The organism is Paenibacillus sp. OK003, from assembly GCF_900109515.1.
GTDB lineage: Bacteria > Bacillota > Bacilli > Paenibacillales > Paenibacillaceae > Paenibacillus > Paenibacillus marchantiae.
Map to the genome: position 1 here is coordinate 593,078 of NZ_FOBD01000001.1, position 17,923 is coordinate 611,000.

A 17,923-nucleotide genomic window follows, 5' to 3' on the forward strand; every position below is an offset into this window, starting at 1 on the left:
TATGAGAATTAAAAAAGCAGTCATTCCGGCAGCGGGGCTTGGCACCCGATTCTTGCCGGCAACCAAGGCACAACCCAAAGAAATGCTGCCGATCGTGGACAAACCGGCCATTCAATACATTGTGGAAGAAGCGGTACAATCGGGTATTGAAAATATTATCATCGTAACCGGACGCAATAAAAAATCGATCGAGGATCATTTTGACAAATCGGTTGAATTGGAGCATTCCCTGTATGCCAAAGGCAAGCAGGCACTATTGGAAGAGGTGCAAGCGATCAGCGAAATGGCCAGCATTCATTTTATCCGGCAAAAAGAGCCGCTTGGATTGGGCCATGCGATTGGATGTGCTCGTCAATTTGTGGGAGATGATCCGTTTGCCGTACTGCTTGGAGATGATATTATGGTGTCTGATCCCCCGGCGCTCGCACAGATGATTCATTTATATGAAAAGACAGGCAGCCAGATTGTTGGCGTGCGGCAGGTGCAACCTGCTGACGTGAGTAAATACGGAATTATCGACTCTCTGGGGGCAGACGACAGGGTTCACCGAATTACCAATCTGGTAGAGAAACCTTCCATTGCAGAAGCGCCCTCCCGAACAGCTGTGATGGGACGTTACATTCTGAAACCGTCCATCTTTCCCATTCTGGATCGAATCGAGAGAGGGGCTGGAGGGGAATATCAGCTAACGGATGCGCTGAAAGAAGTAAGCCAGGTGGAAGAACTGCTGGCTCTTGAACTGGAAGGGCGCCGCTACGATATTGGTGATCAGTTCGGATATATTCAGGCGATCTTGGAGATCGGGCTGATGCGTAAGGAATTACAGCCTATGTTAACTCCATATTTGCAGAAGCTTGCGACCCAATGGGCATAGGGATTGATATATAGCAGAGGTTTAGATCTGCTGTAGGACGAGGTCTCCTCTGTGTCATGGTTCTGGCATAGACTCCAGCGTTGTACAATGGTGCCTGTAACGCTACAATGAGCAGGAAGTTCAGTTGCTCTTTGAGGAGTGAGGAATCATGAGTGAGGCTATCATCAGGGATCTTATTCAGTATATGGACGTGGAGGATAACGCCGCCATTCAATACATTCAGACCGAGCATCGGATGAAACTGGGACTCTTTTGGGGGATCCAGGAAGGCAGCCGCGTTCTGGAAATCGGTTGTGGTCAGGGAGATACAACGGCGGTGCATGCACATCTGGTGGGGGAGCACGGGTATGTTCATGGTGTAGACATTGCACCAGAGGATTATGGTGCACCACTGACCGTAGGTGAAGCGGCAGCCAAACTGCGGAAATCTCCGCTGGGTGACCGAATTCGAATGGATTATGATTTTGACATTCTAAGTGATCAGGCCCAATTCGGCGAAAATGAGTTTGATGTGATTGTACTTTCCCATTGTTCGTGGTACTTGAAATCATTTGACGAACTCGCCCAGATTCTTAGCAAGGTTAGGAAGTGGGGGCGTCAGTTATGTTTCGCCGAATGGGATGCACGAGTTACAGATGTGAGCCAGCTCTCACATTGGTTATCCGTTCTGATTCAGTCCCAGATCGATTGTTGCCAAAAAATAGTGAAGAAATAGCCATTTGCAGTAATTTATAAGAAAAACGTCTATCGACGTACTTTCACAGAAGACAGACCGCGTTTAGCTGAAGTTTTTCTTGCGATAATGGAATGGTTCAGCTCCGCTGAAAACGTATAAATTCCATGATCTAAAAAAATGTGTTTACTTCACAATGGTAATTTTGATATTATAATCGCAATATCAAATGCGACGAAGAGATGAGTAGATAAAATTCATTCTTTCACAGAGAGCTCCGGCAGCTGAAAAGGGGTAAAGAATTTTTTATTGAATAAAGACTCAGAGCAGCACATCGGAACTTTAAGGATTGAGGGATGGTGTGACAGGAGCTCCTGTTACAGAGCGAGAGTATATGCGGATGCGGCATAATTGAATGCAGTTATCCTTAACTCGAAGAGGCTGGTATGGCGACATATTGGCGAATCTGGGTGGTACCACGAGTGTAACAATCTCGTCCCTGAGACTTTTGTCTTGGGGATGGGATTTTTTGGTTTTTCCGGGATGTTAGCTACACGCTTTGGAAATGCCTGAATAGTGTTTAATAAGGGGAAACTCACACCGAAAGGAAATGATGATTTTATGTCAGCAAAATTGAAAGTCGGTATCGTCGGAGGAACGGGGATGGTGGGTCAGCGTTTTGTAGATCTGCTCAATGAACACCCATGGTTTGAAGTAACGGCTATTTCAGCAAGTGCCAACTCGGCAGGCAAAACATACGAAGAATCCGTACAAGGCAGATGGAAGCTCGCTGCTGCGATCCCGGAAGCCGTGAAAAACATCGTTGTGCAGGACGCTTCCCAAGTGGAAGCTTTTGCGAGCCAGGTTGATTTTATATTCTGTGCTGTAGATATGAAAAAGAATGAAATTCAAGCGCTCGAAGAGGCTTATGCCAAAACGGGAACTCCGGTTGTTTCCAACAACTCGGCTCACCGCTGGACAGCGGATGTACCCATGGTTATTCCGGAAATTAACCCAGGACATCTGGACGTGATTGAAGCTCAACGCAAACGTCTTGGAACGAAAACCGGATTTATCGCAGTTAAACCAAACTGCTCGATTCAGAGCTATGTACCTGCACTTCACGCGTTGCGCGAGTTCAATCCAACTCAAGTGGTGGCTTCCACATACCAAGCGATCTCAGGCGCAGGTAAAAACTTTACCGACTGGCCGGAAATGCTGGATAACGTGATTCCATACATCGGTGGCGAGGAAGAGAAAAGTGAACAGGAGCCGCTGCGCATCTGGGGAAGCATTCAAAATAATGAGATTGTAAAAGCGTCCTCACCATTAATTACAACACAATGTATCCGTGTACCGGTAACAGATGGTCACTTGGCGACAGTATTTGTATCCTTTGAGAAAAAACCATCCAAAGAAGAAATTCTGGACCGTTGGCTGCAATTCAAAGGTCGTCCGCAAGAACTGGGTCTGCCAAGCGCACCGAAACAGTTCATTACGTATTTTGAAGAAGAGAACAGACCACAAACGAAGCTGGATCGTGACATCGAACGCGGTATGGGTGTTTCAACGGGCAGACTGCGCGAAGACTCCCTGTATGATTACAAGTTTGTCGGACTGTCTCACAACACGCTGCGCGGAGCAGCAGGCGGTGCTGTTCTGATCGCTGAATTGCTCAAAGCAGAAGGATATATTCAGCCGAAATAAACAGGCATTGTGGAAATAGGAATAGAAGTAATAGAATATCACTGACAGGTTACCCCTTTTAGTAGACAAGAGTATGAGCATCTGGGAAGATGAATTTATTTTTGTTGAACAGAGGGGTATTTTCATATCAATACATATGAAGCAGGAACACGTGAATCCAATATTCCAGAACAGGAAGGGGATTGTGATGGACGGTCAGCTGGTATTGCGTCGAGTCCGTCTTACAAGTGGTGAAGAGGTGGATGTGGTTATCCATGAAGGCAGGATTGTGAAGGTCGCTCCTGGTGGAACGGAAACCGGAGATCGGATATGGGAATCGCCTGGAGCTTACATATCCAGCGGATGGATCGACATGCATGTGCATGCTTTTCCAGAGTTGGATCCTTACGGGGACGACATGGATGAAATCGGTGTAAAACAGGGCGTTACTACGATTGTGGACGCAGGCAGCTGCGGTGCTGATCGAATTGGCGATCTGGCGATAAGCGCTCATAAGGCGGCTACCCGGCTGTTTGCCTTTTTGAACATATCTCGCCTCGGCTTGCTGCGTATTGACGAATTGTCGAATCTGGACTGGATTGATCGGGACAAGGTGTTACAGGCTGCCCGGGCATATCCTGAGTTCATCGTGGGATTAAAAGCGAGAATCAGTGGAAGTGTGGTTGGCAAAAGCGGACTGCAGCCGCTGTATTTGGCAAGAGAGTTTTCGCAGGAAACAGGCCTGCCGCTTATGGTTCACATTGGATCAGCCCCACCGGATATTCGTGAGGTGATGCCGCTCATACAGGGTGGTGATGTGGTCACTCACTATTTGAATGGAAAAAGCAATAATCTGTTCGATGAAGGAGGCGCGCCGCTGGAAGTATTGAAGGATGCCATCAAGCGTGGTGTGCATTTGGATGTGGGACATGGGACAGCGAGTTTTTCATTTCAGGTTGCAGAAGCTGCCAAGATGCATGGCATTGACCCGGATACGATCAGTACGGATATTTACAGGGGCAATCGTCTGAACGGCCCGGTCTACAGCATGTCTAATCTGTTAAGCAAGTTTCTGGCCCTTGGCTACTCGTTGAGCGAGACGATAGATCGGGTGACCGTACGGGCAGCAGAGTGGCTGGGCAGACCGCAGCTGGGGAGAATTCAGGCAGGTGATGAAGCCAATTTAACTCTTTTTCAAGTGGTAGACAAGCCTGTAACGCTGGTGGACTCCGAGGGCGTAAACAAGATAGCCAGCCGTCAAATTGAAGTAAAAGGAGTGATTGTGGGTGACCAATTCATTGAATGTTAAATATGGACTGAAACGTGTTATCAACGCCAGCGGCCGGATGAGTATTCTCGGCGTATCTGCACCGACGGACACAGTCATGGATGCCATGAAGCAAGGCGGGCAGAGTTATGTGGAGATCGCAGACCTTGTAGACAAATCAGGGGACTATGTGTCCCGCCTAATCGGCGCCGAAGCGGCCGTTGTTGTCAATTCCGCATCAAGTGGCATTGCGCTCGCCGTAGCTGCCATGGTAACAAAGGGCAACCGCCTCGCAAGTTTGAAGCTGCATCAGGAATTCATTACGAACAATGAAATTGTTATGCTGAAAGGCCACAATGTACAATACGGAGCTCCTGTGGAGACGATGGTTTACCTTGGTGGTGGGAAGCTGATCGAAGCTGGATATGCCAATGAAGGTCGGGCGGAGCATATCTCGGATGCGGTTTCCGACAAAACAGCTGCGATCTTGTACGTCAAATCCCATCATGCGGTACAGAAAAACATGATTTCCATAGAGGAAGCCTGGCAGGTTGCCCAGAAGTGTGAGATACCGCTCATTGTCGATGCGGCTGCGGAAGAGGACCTGCACAAATATGTGAAGTATTCGGATTTAGCCATATACAGCGGCTCCAAGGCCATTGAAGGCCCAACTTCCGGCATTGTGACAGGTAAACGAACCTATATCGAATGGTTGAAGGTCCAGCTTCACGGGATTGGGCGCAGCATGAAAGTTGGTAAAGAAACAACGTTTGGCCTGCTTCAGGCTTTGGATGAATATGCAGTCAAAGCGGACCATAGTGAGCAGGAAAAGGATTCCTTGCAGGCGCTAATGTCACTCAATCAGATAGCCGGGATTCAGGTATCGATCGTCCAGGACGAAGCGGGCCGGGCGATTTACAGAGGGCGCATTCAGGTCGACGAGGCGAAGGCGGGGATCAGTGCCAAACAGCTCAATGAGGAGCTGAGGGGCGGACCTATCGCCATTTATACACGTGATTATGGCGTAAGGCAAGGTTATTTCGATATTGATCCCCGTCCGCTGATGGGGGATGACATGCGAGTCATTGAAGATCGAATTCGACAATTGACAGGAGGAGAAGGAAATGTCTGAGATTGCAAAACGATTTTATAACAATCGGGTGGCTTTGAATGTGCTCGCCAAGGACATTACGAATGCAAAAGAGGTTTTTGATGCGGCTGAGGGCCATGTTCTGGTCGGCGTTCTTTCCAAGGATTATGCCACTGTGGCTGAAGCGGTGGAAGCGATGGAAGCCTATGGGCGGGAAATTGACAATGCCGTTTCAATTGGACTAGGTGCCGGAGACAATCGACAGGCTGCTGTCGTCGCCGAAATCGTAAAGCATTTTCAGGGCAGTCATATCAATCAGGTATTTCCAGCAGTTGGCGCTACCCGAGCGAATCTCGGGGACCGGGACAGCTGGATTAACAGCCTCGTCTCCCCGACGGGTCAGCCGGGCTTTGTCAATATTTCGACGGGTCCAGTGAGCGCTGCCCAATCCGAGCTTGCCGTGGTGCCTGTACACGCGGCCATTGCATTGGTACGGGATATGGGTGGCAATGCACTGAAGTATTTCCCGATGCAGGGGCTAAAAAGGGAAGATGAACTGCGAGCGGTAGCGAAAGCGTGTGCAGAAGCGGACTTTGCGTTGGAGCCTACCGGTGGCATCGATATGGATAATTTTGAAGCCATTCTCGAAATCGCACTGGAGGCGGGGGTTCCGCAGGTTATTCCACATGTGTATTCCTCCATTATTGATCAGGAGGGTCTGACCATTGTAAGTGATGTGCAGTCGTTATATGCATCAATGAAGTCGCTGGCGAAGAAGTATGGTTAAACGCGTAGGGGCTTTTGGCGAAGTCATGATGCGACTTGAAGTTCCGGGACATGATCTGTTGATTCAGAGTAATCGGCTAAAATACTCCTTTTCGGGCAGTGGGGTCAATGTAGTATCGGCGATGACACGTTACGGATATGCAGGCCTGCTGGTGTCGAGGCTTCCGGTCAATCCGTTGGGTGATGCCGCCGAATCCTATTTGCGCGGATTGGGCCTGAGCACCGAATATGTGCGTCGCGGAGGGCAGTATATCGGGATGTACTTTCTGGAGAATGGTTATGGGGCCAGACCTGGACGGGTGACTTACTCTAACCGGATGGAGAGCAGCTTTAATATTGCGCCTGAAGGCACGTATCCCTTTGCGACAGTTGCATCAGGCATGGACGCTATTCATTTCTGCGGAATCACGCTGGCGATGAATGATTCGGTGAGACTGACGATGAAACAATTGGCACAGGCGGTCAAAGAACAAGGCGGCACAGTTGTTTTTGATTGTAATTATCGTCCTGCTTTATGGGGGGATCAGGGTTATGCCACGGCGAAGCCGCATTATGAGGAAATGTTGCATTTGTCAGATATCGTCCTGATGAATGAGCGGGATGCTCTTCATATTCTGGGGTTAAATACGGACAAAGTACAAAGGGAAGAGCAACTGACTGAGCTCATTCCCCTGGTTGCTGAACGGTATGGCGTGCGTACCCTTGCCGGAACGCATCGTACCATATACAGCGATAACCGACACTGCCTACAGGGCTATATGTTCAAGGAAGGGGTGTTCGCTTATTCCGAGCCGCTGACCTTTTCTGTTTATGACCGGATCGGCGCGGGCGATGCGTTTGCGAGCGGCATCATGTATGGTGAACTGGAGGGGTGGATGCCAGCGGAGACAATCTCTTTTGCTGCGACAGCCGGAATGCTGGCGCATACCGTAGCAGGTGATACACCAATGGCTTCCACTGGAGACATCATCCAGGCGAGGAACAGCACCGTGCGTGATGTAACAAGGTAATATTTTAGTGGAGAATGCCTGGAACGTAGAGCGATAGATGCTGATCTTCTTCTCTATTAAGATTGTCTCGGTATCGTGTGGCACGAAAACTTTTGTTACAATAGTGTAGCGAACGATGAAAGGCTGGAAAGGCCGTTTTGCTTCGGTATTTGGATGACATCGTTACTATACATATCTGTTACAAGGGAAGAAGGGATCTGCTCATGTCGTCACAATCATCATCCTATGAAGGGCAAAAGGCTGTTTTTCTGGGAGACAGCATAACTTTCGGATATGGACTCCAGGAAGGGGAATATCCGTATCCGGAGCTGGTTTGCAGCGCATTGGGATTTCAATCCCATGAGAATCATGGCATTTCCGGAAGCAGTGTGGCGGACGGAGGGTTTGAACCGATGTGTAATCGCATTGGGCAGATGCACGCGGAAGCGGATGTTATCTTTTTCATGGGCGGAAGAAATGACTTCTCCAGTGGTATGACGGCATTTGGCGATATCAGTACTTCGCCCAATTCGAAGGATACCTTTTATGGGGCGCTTAAACATATAGCAGAAGAGTTGATCCAGCGCTATCCAACCAAGCTGATCGTGTTTCTTACTCCGCCCCATGGATCAAGTGAAGCTGTCCCAGAAGACCTGCCCAATACGGTAACCAGACGGATATATAGTGACTATGTCGCTGCGATTAGAGAGGTGGCGTCGCTGTACTCCATGCCGGTCTGTGATCTGTGGAATATTGCAGGAATCCAGCCATTGCTGCCTGTGCACAAAGATTTATACTTTACAGGTGATAACGGTGTACCTGATGGGCTCCATCCCAACCAGGCCGGACATGAAAGAATTGCCTCCAGAATTGTAGGCTTTTTAAATACGTTGTGATACCTTGTGAATTAGTGTGAGGAAAAGAGAAATAGAGTGAGTGAATTGGGACCTGCGGGTAGGCACTTTCATCATAAGTGTCACTTAGTGCAGGTCCTTTGTGTTATAGAGATTCAGGATATGTTCTAAAAATTTGATATTAAAACGAATATGGTAAATATTACATTGTAAATTCATGAGATTTCCGGTATTTTTATTAACGGCAAACTTTTCTTTTGTGAAATAGAAGTAGATTGTCTTAGCAGGTAGCAATTGAAATGAAGAAGAAAGGAGGAAGAAATATTATGTCAGAAGTTGCTAGTCAAAGAGTACATAAGCCAGGACCACAGCCAGTAAGTTTCGGTAGTTGGATGCTCACGTTGTTCCTTATGATGATTCCGCTTGTAAACATTATTATGTTGTTTGTATGGGCATTTGGAGATTCCAATCCTTCGAAAGCCAATTATGCCAAAGCATCGTTGCTGTGGGCAGCGATTGGAATTGTAATATGGATACTTCTCGTTGTTCTGGGTGTTTCAGCAGCGTTCTACGATTCGAATTATTAGTTTTCAAGAAGACTTAGCAAATAGTGTATAGTAATAATACCCCAAAAAAGCGCCGACAATATTGTCGGCGTTTTTGATTTTATTTTGTACTAGGCTGCAGACGTCTTATCAGCATTGTGAAGTGTCTGCGAGCGGCGTCCAAGCAGATATCCTGCAAGCGAGGCCAACATCTGCTGAAATACCATGCCGAGCACAACCGGGACGGCTACTGGTGGAGGGAAATACGATACGGCAAGTACCGCTCCTGAACTAATATTGCGCATGCCTCCGTTGAACACAAGTGCGACCTGATCGGCTTCATTCCAACCGAGTAATCGGGCAACGAAGTAACTCAGAGCATAGCCAAATGAGGCCAGAAAAATAATGATCGCTGCCAGACCAGCGAGCTGCCAGTTAAAGTCAGACAAATAGGGAGCAACAACAGAGCCATTAATCGCAACAACCGCTGCCATGAACAATTTGGAGAACGGATTCAGTCTGGGCCCCCAGACGGGGACAATGGCCCCTTTGGTCCATTCATTCAAAAGCATCCCAAGCAAGGAAGGGACAACGATCATCCAGAACAAACTGCTCATCATGGCTGCTATATCCAGCGATACGCTAGTGCCGATCAGCAAGGATAACACGCCAGGTACAACAAAAGGAGCAAGTATGGTGTCAATCAGGATGATCGACAGCGTCAGAGCGATATTGCCCCGATAGATGCTAACCCAGATAAAGCTGCTCACACCAGTCGGAATAAGGGCAGCCAGCACAAGGCCAGTTATCGTGTAGGCATCCGTTGGGAAAACGAGATGACCCATGCCCAGTGCAATGAGAGGCATCGCCAGATGCAAAATAAACAGACAAACAAACAGTGGAAAAGGCTTCTTCAGCACGTTCACAAAATCCCGTATCCCGAGACTGATGCTTCCCGCAAACGTCATGAATGCAAAAAGCCATGGCGACAAAAAGGTATAAGAAGAAAGAAGACTCCCGCAAAGAACGCCAATAATAATACTGATTGGAGTAATCAGTGGCATGATGCGGTTCAAGCGTACATTCAAGGCCTGAAGCATATTCATGACATCCCTTTACCGTATGATTCCTTTATTATACATGTTAATAACGCTGAATGTAGACCCATTTGCAATGAAGTATACGGAGCAGTTATCATCAATCTGGAAGAAACACTTTCAAGTTGAAGAAGGGGAGAGGGTCATGATTAAACGGAAAAGAAAGCACACAATGATGATGGCAGGCCTCATTGCGTCAAGTATTCTTGTGATATCGGCCTGTTCCGTTGTGGAACAAGCGAATCAAAGTTTGAATTACGTTAGCGGGGCTACTGATTATATAGAGCAAGTATCGAACGCTGGAGCAGATCTGCAAGAACTCGCATCTGGAGCGGTGAGTAACCCGGAAATAACAACCCAGGTACAGGAGAAAATTGATCAGATTCAGGCGGAAGCCAGCGAATTTTCTCAGCTGACAGCACCAGCTATAGGGGAAAGCATTCATGAAAATCTGGTCAGTTACAACAATCAATTAACCGAAGTTGTGGATCAATTTGAGAACACGCTTGCAGAGCAAGGTTTTACGGCAGAAAACTGGGAGAAGACAGGGATTCCCGAATTGATCACCAATATTAATGGTTTGAAAGATCCGTTAAGCGGTCTTGGAATCGAGGCCAATTAAGATTTAAACCAGGAAATGCCTTGAGTATAAAGCGGCTTCATGCCCAAAAAGGACGGTATACCGGAGTGATTTTGATCACTTGCGGATATCGTCCTTTTTATTTTTCTAATATTAAGATGTTGATTTGCCACGGATTTTGGAGCTTAGATCCTCAATCTGCTCATCCAGAACATTTCCAGCTTTACTCAGAAAGCCTGTAATAAGCTCCAGCTCTTCCTCTGTGTAAGTGGATGCCAGATTAACCATAGCCGCATGAAGGGTGAGGTATGTGCTGCTGACTTCTTCCTTGTTTTCGTACAAAGGCACAATGATGACTTTACGGCGGTCATTGGGGTCATTTTCCCGGCGCACAAAGCCGTTCTTCTCAAGCCTGTCAATTAATGTTGTGACACTTCCTGTCGCCAGACCGGTAAGTTTTGACAGCTCACCTGCAGTGATTGGACCTTTCTCACGCAGGATATCCACGGAAATGAAATCGTTATTGTACAAGCCCAAAGAGGCAGCCACATGCTGCTGATATAACACGGTTCGGGTACCCAGGCTCCGCATTCGCAACGTAAAATTCTCCTGTAATTCGGTAGGTTGTTGTTGTTGATCTCTTGACAAAAGATAACCCTCCTCTTAAGATGACATATATCTTGATTATCGAGATATTAGATTTACGAGATAATAAATGTTGGAGAAGCTAGATTGACGAATGAATAATTTCAACTTATTTTAACGAACTCTGTACTTATTTGCAAAGGGGACGATCGGTTTTGAGAGACACAATGATGATTAAAGGTGCACGGGAGAACAACCTGAAAAATATTTCACTTTCGATTCCGAAGTATAAGCTGGTTGTTCTTACAGGTCCATCCGGCTCCGGCAAATCCACGCTGGCAATGGATACCCTTCAGCGAGAATGCCAGAGACAATACATGGAATCGATGGGATTAACATCGGATTCGATCAGCAAACCAAAAGTGGAGTCCATCACAGGTCTTTCTCCATCCATCAGTGTAGGACAGCATATTACCAACCGGAATCCACGCTCAACGGTAGGAACGGTGACAGACATATACACTTACGTTCGGTTCATTTTTTCCAGACTTGGAGACCGTATATGTCCATCCTGTAATGGCACCATTTCACCATCGTGGGAAGCGGCTGGTCATATAGCTGAGGAAGACGAATATATGGGTCATCAGACTATACATTGTCCACATTGCAATGCCGAGCTGGAGAAGCTGGGCATGTCACACTTTTCGTTCAATAAACCGGAGGGTGCTTGTGATACATGCAGTGGGCTAGGTCATGTGGCATCAGTCAACGAAGCGGCTGTATTCAATCCGGAGCTTAGTGTGAGGGATGGAGGTGTAGCTTCGTTAAATGGTGTGCATCGGGATATCCAGATCCGAATTCTGGTTGCAGCTGGACAGCATTTTGGATTCGGATTCGATCCGGATCGTCCATTGAAGGACCTTGGTGAAATTGAGCGCGATTTGCTGTACTACGGCGTCGAGAGCGAAGCGTTTAAGCAGCATTACCCTAATATCAAGCCCATCCAGGGAACCAAGTTCGAAGGTGTGATCCCCGGATTGTGGCGACGTTATAAGGAAAAGGAAGGAGAAGGTGGCGGAACGGAAAAAGACGGACGTTTTTTTCATCAACAGCAATGTCCTGAATGTCAGGGGGCTCGTTTGAAAAAAGAAATTCTTTCGGTAAGCGTAGCTGGCGCATCCATCTCCGATGTCACCAACTGGTCATTCAGTAAAGTCTTGGAATGGACGGTAGGGCTGCAAGAAGTAATCTCACCCGAGGCACATCACCTGCTTGATCCCATCCTTCATGATCTGCCCACCAAGTTGAAACGCATTATGGATGTTGGACTTGGCTATCTCGCCATGGATCGCCAGACGGTAACCTTATCTGGTGGTGAAGCCCAGCGATTACGACTTGCATCGCTTCTGGGCTCTGGTTTAACGGGCGTATTGTATATTCTGGACGAACCGACGACAGGGCTTCATCCGAAAGATACCATTGGCCTGATTCACGTACTTCAGGAGCTTCGTGATCTGGGCAATACGATCCTCGTCATTGAACATGATATCGAGATGATGCGTGCTGCCGATCATGTGATCGACATTGGACCTGGTGCTGGAGTCAATGGAGGGAAGGTTGTTGGTGAAGGGAGCCTGGAGGATTTAATGGCAAGTGAGCTTTCGGTTACGGGAGCTTATCTGAGAAATGAATCTGTGGCTAGTCCTTCTTATAACCGAAGAACAGGTACGGGGCAGCATCTTGCCATTCGGGGAGCGCATTTGCGCAACATTGATATTCCGGTTGTATCTTTTCCATTAGGCACGCTGATCTCCGTAACGGGTGTTTCGGGGTCCGGCAAATCTACGCTTGTATTTGATATCCTCGCACAGGGAATGGAGCCAGACCAGAAACCATCAGGTTGTGAAGAGATAACAGGCTTGGAGCACGTAGGTGATATCGTTATTTTTGACCAAACGCCGATGGGCAGAATGCAACGGTCGAATGTTGCCACCTACACCGACGTATTTACGCACCTGCGCCAGCTGTTTGCTGGTTTGCCAGATGCCAAGGCACGAAAGCTTACTGCGAAGCATTTCTCGTTCAATACACCCGGAGGGCGCTGTGAAACCTGTCAAGGCCTGGGAGTGTTGTCTGTGGACATGAACTTCCTGCCTGATCTGGAGGTAACTTGTCATGACTGTAAGGGCAGACGATTCATGGATGAGGTGTTACAGGTTCAATACGAAGGATTCTCGATATCCGATGTACTGAATATGTCAGTAGCCGAAAGTCTGCCTGTTCTGAAAAGTCAGACCAAAATCGCCGATCTCGTCGAGATGTTGTGTGAAGTTGGACTTGGTTATCTCCAATGGGGTCAATCCGTCAAAACATTGTCAGGCGGTGAAGGTCAACGGATCAGGCTGGCAAAAGAGCTGAGTAAAAAGACCAAAAAACACACGCTCTATCTGTTGGATGAGCCAACAACCGGCCTTCATCCGTCAGACATCAAGCAGCTCCATATTTTGCTGGATAAGCTGGTTGAGTCGGGGAATACCGTTGTCGTTGTAGAGCACAGTCTGGAATTGATTCGGGAATCCGATTGGGTTATTGACATTGGTCCAGAAGGCGGAGCTGCGGGTGGCGAGCTGGTAGCCGAAGGTACGCCAGAGCAGGTGGCTGAGGTCACGGCTTCCCATACAGGACAATTTTTGAAGCGTATATTAGCCGAGGGGCTTTAATCAGGATGGATAAGGGGAAAAATAATCATGGTAAAAAGCAATAAATTAGGCGTTATTCTTGCAGGCTTGCTGCTTGCCATTCTTATGGCTTCGATGGATAACACCATCGTAGCCACTGCAATTGGTACCATTGTGGGTGATCTTGGCGGATTTGATAAATTAATGTGGGTCACCTCTGCCTATATGGTTGCAGAGATGGCGGGTATGCCGATCTTCGGTAAACTATCGGATATGTATGGCCGCAAGCGGTTTTTCATTTTTGGAATCATCGTATTTATGATTGGTTCTGCATTGTGCGGGACGGCGGATTCCATCATTCAGCTCAGTATTTATCGTGCGATTCAGGGAATCGGCGGCGGGGCGTTGATGCCGATCGCATTTACCATTATGTTCGATGTCGTTCCCGCAGACAAACGAGGTAAAGTGGGGGGACTTTTCGGAGCAGTCTTTGGTTTATCCAGCATTTTCGGACCGCTTCTCGGCGCCTATCTGACGGATTACATTCATTGGTCCTGGATTTTCTATATTAACCTGCCACTCGGTCTGATCGCTTTTGTCATGATAGCATTCTTCTATAAAGAATCCGTAGAGCACTCCAAACAGAAAATTGACTATTTTGGCGCATTCACACTGGTAGCTTCCATTGTGTGCCTCATGTTTGCACTTGAACTCGGAGGCAAGGAATATGCCTGGAATTCCAGCATGATCGTGGGTTTGTTTGCCGCGTTCGCCGTGCTGATGACTGCATTTGTGTTCATAGAGCGGCGTGTGGCAGAACCAATTATTACATTCAGCATGTTCAAAAACCGGCTGTACTCCACCAGCAATCTGATGGCCATATTTAGCGGTGCAGCCTTTATTACAGCGTCCATCTATATCCCCATTTATATTCAGGGCGTACTTGGTGGATCAGCTACCAACTCCGGTCTGGTTCTGCTGCCGATGATGCTTGGATCAGTTGTAACAGCTGCGGGTGGAGGAGCCATGCTTACCAAGCTCAGATACAGATCCATCATGTTACCCACACTCGCGCTGCTGGTTATTGGTATCGCCTTGCTGACAACGTTAACGACGGATTCCTCCCGATTTATGGTGACCATCTTCATGATTCTGGTTGGTCTGGGCATTGGGTCTTCGTTCTCTGTATTGAGCAATGCAGCCATTCACGGTTTCTCGGCAAGACAGCGCGGTTCGGCCAGTTCAACACTTAACTTCAACAGGGAACTCGGTATGACGTTGGGAATTACGGTATTTGGTATCGTACAAAGTCACGTATTTGCGAGTAAGTTGGTCTCCTTCTTTGGAAATAGTAATGGCAGTGAGCAGAGCGGTGGCGTAAATCTGAGTGATCCCAGCTTAGTCTTAAAACCGGACACACGTGGTGATATTCCTGCGCCAATGTTGGAAAAGATTACAGAAGCATTGTCCTCATCCATCGTTCATACGTTTGCCTGGGCTATTATCCCGGCCGTTGTTGCTCTGTTGGCTGCGTGGTTTATGAGTAAGGAAAAATTCGACCCTGCTTCCGAATCCGATGAATATTTAGCTTCACACTAGCAAGACTATGTAATGGATTTGTGTGCTGGATATGTCATGTTTCTCATACTGGAGAAAACATTTCCCATGGTTTGACAAGGCGGTTAACCGTTTAATATGATTAAAGAACAGAAGAAAATATAGTTGCTTACTTTAGTGTGAAAAATATGTTCTTATCAAAGGAGACCTGCGTTATGTCTGAGCATAATGGAAAAGTAATCATTATCACCGGCGGAGCGAGTGGGATTGGTAAAGAAACAGCGCTTCAGCTTTCGGATCTGGGTGCAACAATTGTCATAGCTGATTATAACGAAGAGGGTGCCAAAAAGCTTGCATCGGAGATTGAAGCAGGTGGCGGCACAGCCGGAGCATACAAAGTAGATGTGTCCAAAGGAGACGAGATCAAAGCCCTGATCGACTGGACCGTAGAGAAATACGGAACATTGAGCGGTATTTTCAACAACGCGGGCATTGGACTCGTGAAGCCATTTCTGGAGATGGACCCGGAATCCTATCATAGAGTAATCGATGTTGACCAACACAGTGTGTATTACGGCATGTACTATGGCGCCAAGAAAATGGTTGAACTGAATGTACAGGGTACCATTGTAAATACAGCTTCGATCTATGGAAGTATTGCTGCGGTGGGAAGCTTTAACTACAATGCAGCCAAGGCAGCTGTCGTGATGATGTCCAAATCCGGTGCTTTGGAACTTGCCGAACATGGCATTCGTGTGGTTGGTGTAGCGCCAGGCTTTATTGAGACACCGATTTTGGGTGATGACAGAGCGATGAAGGATGCGCTTGCCACCCAACATATGCGCGGAGAGCTCATTCAACCGGAGAAAGTTGCGAGTGTTGTAACCTTCCTGTTCAGTGACGCTGCCAGTGCAGTGAATGGTACAACGGTTGCAGTAGATGATGGATTCCTCAGCTTCAAAACAAAATAAGATTTGGACGATAAGGTAGTGCAGTCCGTCTCAGAGAAATAACAGGAAAAGGGCTGTCTCAAAAGAAATTCTGCCTCGCTCCAAGCGCTAACGAACCTACCGCACCTCAAAAGGTGGATCATCAACGCTTGCAAGATTTAACGAACCTCAGTAACGCTATTTCGTCATAAAACGTTGTCAAAACCTAAAAAATTGACCAAATCGACGAAATAACGTCTCTGTGATTCGTTAGTTCTCAGATCCGGGCAAATGGGAGCGAATAGCGTGTCTCAGGTTCATTAATACAAAATAACACGAATAAGGGATGTCCCCTGTCATATTCATGACTTATGGGACATCCCCTTTTTGCAATCAATATAAGAAGAGTATTTATTATGAAAATAATTCTATATAGTCATCCCGGTAGTTCAGAGATCATGATACAATAAGCAGGCATGCGTCTTTTATCATTTTGTGGTGTCATAGACAATGCGCACACCGAGAGAGCCATAGCTCTCTTCTTTGTAGTGACATTGGGAGCATGTTTTTGTAGCGCATAACGCATCAGAGTGAACTTGTAATTTTTCGTTGCACTGCGGGCATCTATTTTCAAAAAGAGTCTTCAACACGTTAAACATGCTTAATCACTCATTTCGGATTAATTTACTTGGTTTTTATTATAGCCGATTATTTTAACTGCGTATACTGTTTTTTGCATCATTTTTTACACGGCAAGAAAGGAAGAAAAACCGATGGATACTCTGCTTTTTGTCATCATGTTTATACTGGGTCTGGTCGGTTCCTTCTTCTCCGGTTTGTTGGGTATAGGTGGAGCCATAATTAATTACCCGCTGTTGTTGTATGTACCTTCTCTCATGGGACTGGAACCGTTCTCAGCACATGAGGTGTCGTCAATCAGTATGTTTCAGGTGTTTTTTGCCTCACTCGCTGGTGTAATGGTCTACATTAGAAGAACAGGGAACGGGAAAAAGAGCGAAGTTCTCATTCATAAAGGTCTGGTGGCTTACATGGGTTCCAGTATTTTGGTTGGGAGTCTGATCGGCGGCTTCATATCCGGTCATCTGAATGGACAAGTCATCAATCTGATCTATGGCATTCTGGCCATTATCGCGATTGTACTTATGCTGATTCCTGGTAAGGGAACAGAAGACACGGCTGGACAGTTGACATTCAACACTTATGTTGCCGCAGGATCGGCTCTTGCCGTAGGGATCGTCTCGGGAATTGTTGGTGCGGGTGGTGCATTTATATTGATTCCGATCATGCTCACCGTGTTAAAGATCCCTACCCGGACGACCATTGCTTCTTCACTTGCGATTGTGTTCATCTCCGCCATTGGTGGGGTAGTGGGCAAGATTCTGGGTGGAGACATTCCGCTGGAGCCCATCATTTATACGGTGATCGGGAGTCTGCTTGGTGCTTCACTTGGTTCCAAAGTGAGTTCAATGATTAATGTGAGACTGCTTCGATATGGACTGATGGTTCTTATCGCCATTACAGCAGTGAAGGTATGGTCTTCGATTTTGTAAAAACCACATAGGATTGAAGTGACCGTGACGATTTCGTAACCAAACGGATGGAATGCCGTATAAAGGTTATGAACATGAGCTGGCGAATTTGTTGTTGCATGAATTCTCATCAGTTTTCGTCCATGGAGCACCCTCAAACTCCTTTCATGGATACATGTTTAA

General features: G+C 47.1%; 16 protein-coding genes and 1 other annotated feature. Of the genes, 14 read left to right on the forward strand and 2 right to left on the reverse strand.

What is annotated here, in order from left to right:
- The first annotated feature begins 1 nt into the window (after nt 1).
- From galU to BMW94_RS02720, 9 genes are all read left to right on the forward strand, one after another.
- Entirely contained in the window at nt 2-874 is an 873-nt protein-coding gene (galU, locus tag BMW94_RS02680; protein ID WP_090994138.1) for a UTP--glucose-1-phosphate uridylyltransferase GalU, read from the forward strand.
- Nucleotides 875-1,022: 148 nt separating this feature from the next.
- Nucleotides 1,023-1,589: a class I SAM-dependent methyltransferase gene (locus BMW94_RS02685; protein ID WP_254790080.1), complete on the forward strand. Its 567-nt coding sequence runs from the start codon at nt 1,023-1,025 to the stop codon at nt 1,587-1,589.
- A gap of 183 nt (nt 1,590-1,772) precedes the next feature.
- Nucleotides 1,773-2,051 (forward strand) — a binding site (T-box leader).
- A gap of 117 nt (nt 2,052-2,168) precedes the next feature.
- A complete protein-coding gene (gene asd / locus BMW94_RS02690) occupies nt 2,169-3,254 on the forward strand; it encodes an aspartate-semialdehyde dehydrogenase (protein ID WP_063563527.1) in 1,086 nt (361 codons plus the stop codon).
- A 187-nt stretch (nt 3,255-3,441) separates the two neighbouring features.
- A complete protein-coding gene (locus tag BMW94_RS02695; protein ID WP_090994140.1) occupies nt 3,442-4,542 on the forward strand; it encodes an amidohydrolase/deacetylase family metallohydrolase in 1,101 nt (366 codons plus the stop codon).
- Complete coding sequence (locus BMW94_RS02700; protein WP_090994143.1) at nt 4,520-5,632, forward strand: DgaE family pyridoxal phosphate-dependent ammonia lyase; 1,113 nt, start codon at nt 4,520-4,522, stop codon at nt 5,630-5,632. Before BMW94_RS02695 ends, BMW94_RS02700 begins: the two co-directional genes overlap by 23 nt.
- The gene (locus tag BMW94_RS02705) at nt 5,625-6,377 is read left to right on the forward strand and encodes a 2-dehydro-3-deoxy-phosphogluconate aldolase (protein ID WP_090994146.1); all 753 of its coding nucleotides are present in this window, start codon (nt 5,625-5,627) and stop codon (nt 6,375-6,377) included. Before BMW94_RS02700 ends, BMW94_RS02705 begins: the two co-directional genes overlap by 8 nt.
- Complete coding sequence (locus BMW94_RS02710; protein ID WP_090994148.1) at nt 6,370-7,386, forward strand: sugar kinase; 1,017 nt, start codon at nt 6,370-6,372, stop codon at nt 7,384-7,386. Before BMW94_RS02705 ends, BMW94_RS02710 begins: the two co-directional genes overlap by 8 nt.
- A gap of 203 nt (nt 7,387-7,589) precedes the next feature.
- Entirely contained in the window at nt 7,590-8,261 is a 672-nt protein-coding gene (locus tag BMW94_RS02715) for an SGNH/GDSL hydrolase family protein (RefSeq protein ID WP_090994150.1), read from the forward strand.
- 284 nt (nt 8,262-8,545) lie between these two features.
- Nucleotides 8,546-8,806 (forward strand): hypothetical protein, encoded by a 261-nt coding sequence (locus BMW94_RS02720; protein ID WP_254790081.1) that lies wholly within the window; start codon nt 8,546-8,548, stop codon nt 8,804-8,806.
- An 89-nt stretch (nt 8,807-8,895) separates the two neighbouring features.
- Here the strand turns inward: BMW94_RS02720 and BMW94_RS02725 are convergent, their stop codons facing one another.
- Nucleotides 8,896-9,864, reverse strand: a complete 969-nt coding sequence (locus BMW94_RS02725; protein WP_090994152.1) for a bile acid:sodium symporter family protein — start codon at nt 9,862-9,864, stop codon at nt 8,896-8,898.
- A gap of 142 nt (nt 9,865-10,006) precedes the next feature.
- Here BMW94_RS02725 and BMW94_RS02730 point away from each other — a divergent pair, with 142 nt between their 5' ends.
- Nucleotides 10,007-10,483 carry a DUF6376 family protein gene (locus BMW94_RS02730; protein WP_090994154.1) on the forward strand — a complete coding sequence of 159 codons (477 nt, stop codon included), beginning with the start codon at nt 10,007-10,009 and terminating at the stop codon, nt 10,481-10,483.
- Between the two features lie 111 nt (nt 10,484-10,594).
- Here BMW94_RS02730 and BMW94_RS02735 read toward each other — a convergent pair whose 3' ends face one another.
- A complete protein-coding gene (locus BMW94_RS02735) occupies nt 10,595-11,032 on the reverse strand; it encodes a MarR family winged helix-turn-helix transcriptional regulator (RefSeq protein WP_175480563.1) in 438 nt (145 codons plus the stop codon).
- 209 nt (nt 11,033-11,241) lie between these two features.
- Between BMW94_RS02735 and uvrA the strand changes: the two genes are divergently transcribed.
- The 4 genes from uvrA to BMW94_RS02755 all read left to right on the forward strand — a co-directional run bounded on the left by uvrA (nt 11,242) and on the right by BMW94_RS02755 (nt 17,761).
- Entirely contained in the window at nt 11,242-13,746 is a 2,505-nt protein-coding gene (gene uvrA, locus BMW94_RS02740) for an excinuclease ABC subunit UvrA (RefSeq protein WP_090994158.1), read from the forward strand.
- Nucleotides 13,747-13,773: 27 nt separating this feature from the next.
- On the forward strand, nt 13,774-15,303 hold the full coding sequence (locus tag BMW94_RS02745) for an MDR family MFS transporter (protein ID WP_090994160.1): 1,530 nt from the start codon (nt 13,774-13,776) through the stop codon (nt 15,301-15,303).
- Between the two features lie 173 nt (nt 15,304-15,476).
- Nucleotides 15,477-16,232, forward strand: coding sequence for an SDR family NAD(P)-dependent oxidoreductase (locus BMW94_RS02750; protein ID WP_090994162.1), 756 nt, complete (start codon nt 15,477-15,479; stop codon nt 16,230-16,232).
- A gap of 731 nt (nt 16,233-16,963) precedes the next feature.
- The gene (locus BMW94_RS02755; protein ID WP_090994165.1) at nt 16,964-17,761 is read left to right on the forward strand and encodes a sulfite exporter TauE/SafE family protein; all 798 of its coding nucleotides are present in this window, start codon (nt 16,964-16,966) and stop codon (nt 17,759-17,761) included.
- Nucleotides 17,762-17,923 lie beyond the last annotated feature (162 nt).

Bases quoted from the DNA above. Each gene is read 5' to 3' on its own strand.
- galU (WP_090994138.1), top strand. From the start codon at position 2: ATGAGAATTAAAAAAGCAGTCATTCCGGCAGCGGGGCTTGGCACCCGA.
- BMW94_RS02685 (WP_254790080.1), top strand. From the start codon at position 1,023: ATGAGTGAGGCTATCATCAGGGATCTTATTCAGTATATGGACGTGGAG.
- asd (WP_063563527.1), top strand. From the start codon at position 2,169: ATGTCAGCAAAATTGAAAGTCGGTATCGTCGGAGGAACGGGGATGGTG.
- BMW94_RS02695 (WP_090994140.1), top strand. From the start codon at position 3,442: ATGGACGGTCAGCTGGTATTGCGTCGAGTCCGTCTTACAAGTGGTGAA.
- BMW94_RS02705 (WP_090994146.1), top strand. From the start codon at position 5,625: ATGTCTGAGATTGCAAAACGATTTTATAACAATCGGGTGGCTTTGAAT.
- BMW94_RS02710 (WP_090994148.1), top strand. From the start codon at position 6,370: ATGGTTAAACGCGTAGGGGCTTTTGGCGAAGTCATGATGCGACTTGAA.
- BMW94_RS02715 (WP_090994150.1), top strand. From the start codon at position 7,590: ATGTCGTCACAATCATCATCCTATGAAGGGCAAAAGGCTGTTTTTCTG.
- BMW94_RS02720 (WP_254790081.1), top strand. From the start codon at position 8,546: ATGTCAGAAGTTGCTAGTCAAAGAGTACATAAGCCAGGACCACAGCCA.
- BMW94_RS02725 (WP_090994152.1), bottom strand. From the start codon at position 9,864: ATGCTTCAGGCCTTGAATGTACGCTTGAACCGCATCATGCCACTGATT.
- BMW94_RS02730 (WP_090994154.1), top strand. From the start codon at position 10,007: ATGATTAAACGGAAAAGAAAGCACACAATGATGATGGCAGGCCTCATT.
- BMW94_RS02735 (WP_175480563.1), bottom strand. From the start codon at position 11,032: ATGCGGAGCCTGGGTACCCGAACCGTGTTATATCAGCAGCATGTGGCT.
- BMW94_RS02745 (WP_090994160.1), top strand. From the start codon at position 13,774: ATGGTAAAAAGCAATAAATTAGGCGTTATTCTTGCAGGCTTGCTGCTT.
- BMW94_RS02750 (WP_090994162.1), top strand. From the start codon at position 15,477: ATGTCTGAGCATAATGGAAAAGTAATCATTATCACCGGCGGAGCGAGT.
- BMW94_RS02755 (WP_090994165.1), top strand. From the start codon at position 16,964: ATGGATACTCTGCTTTTTGTCATCATGTTTATACTGGGTCTGGTCGGT.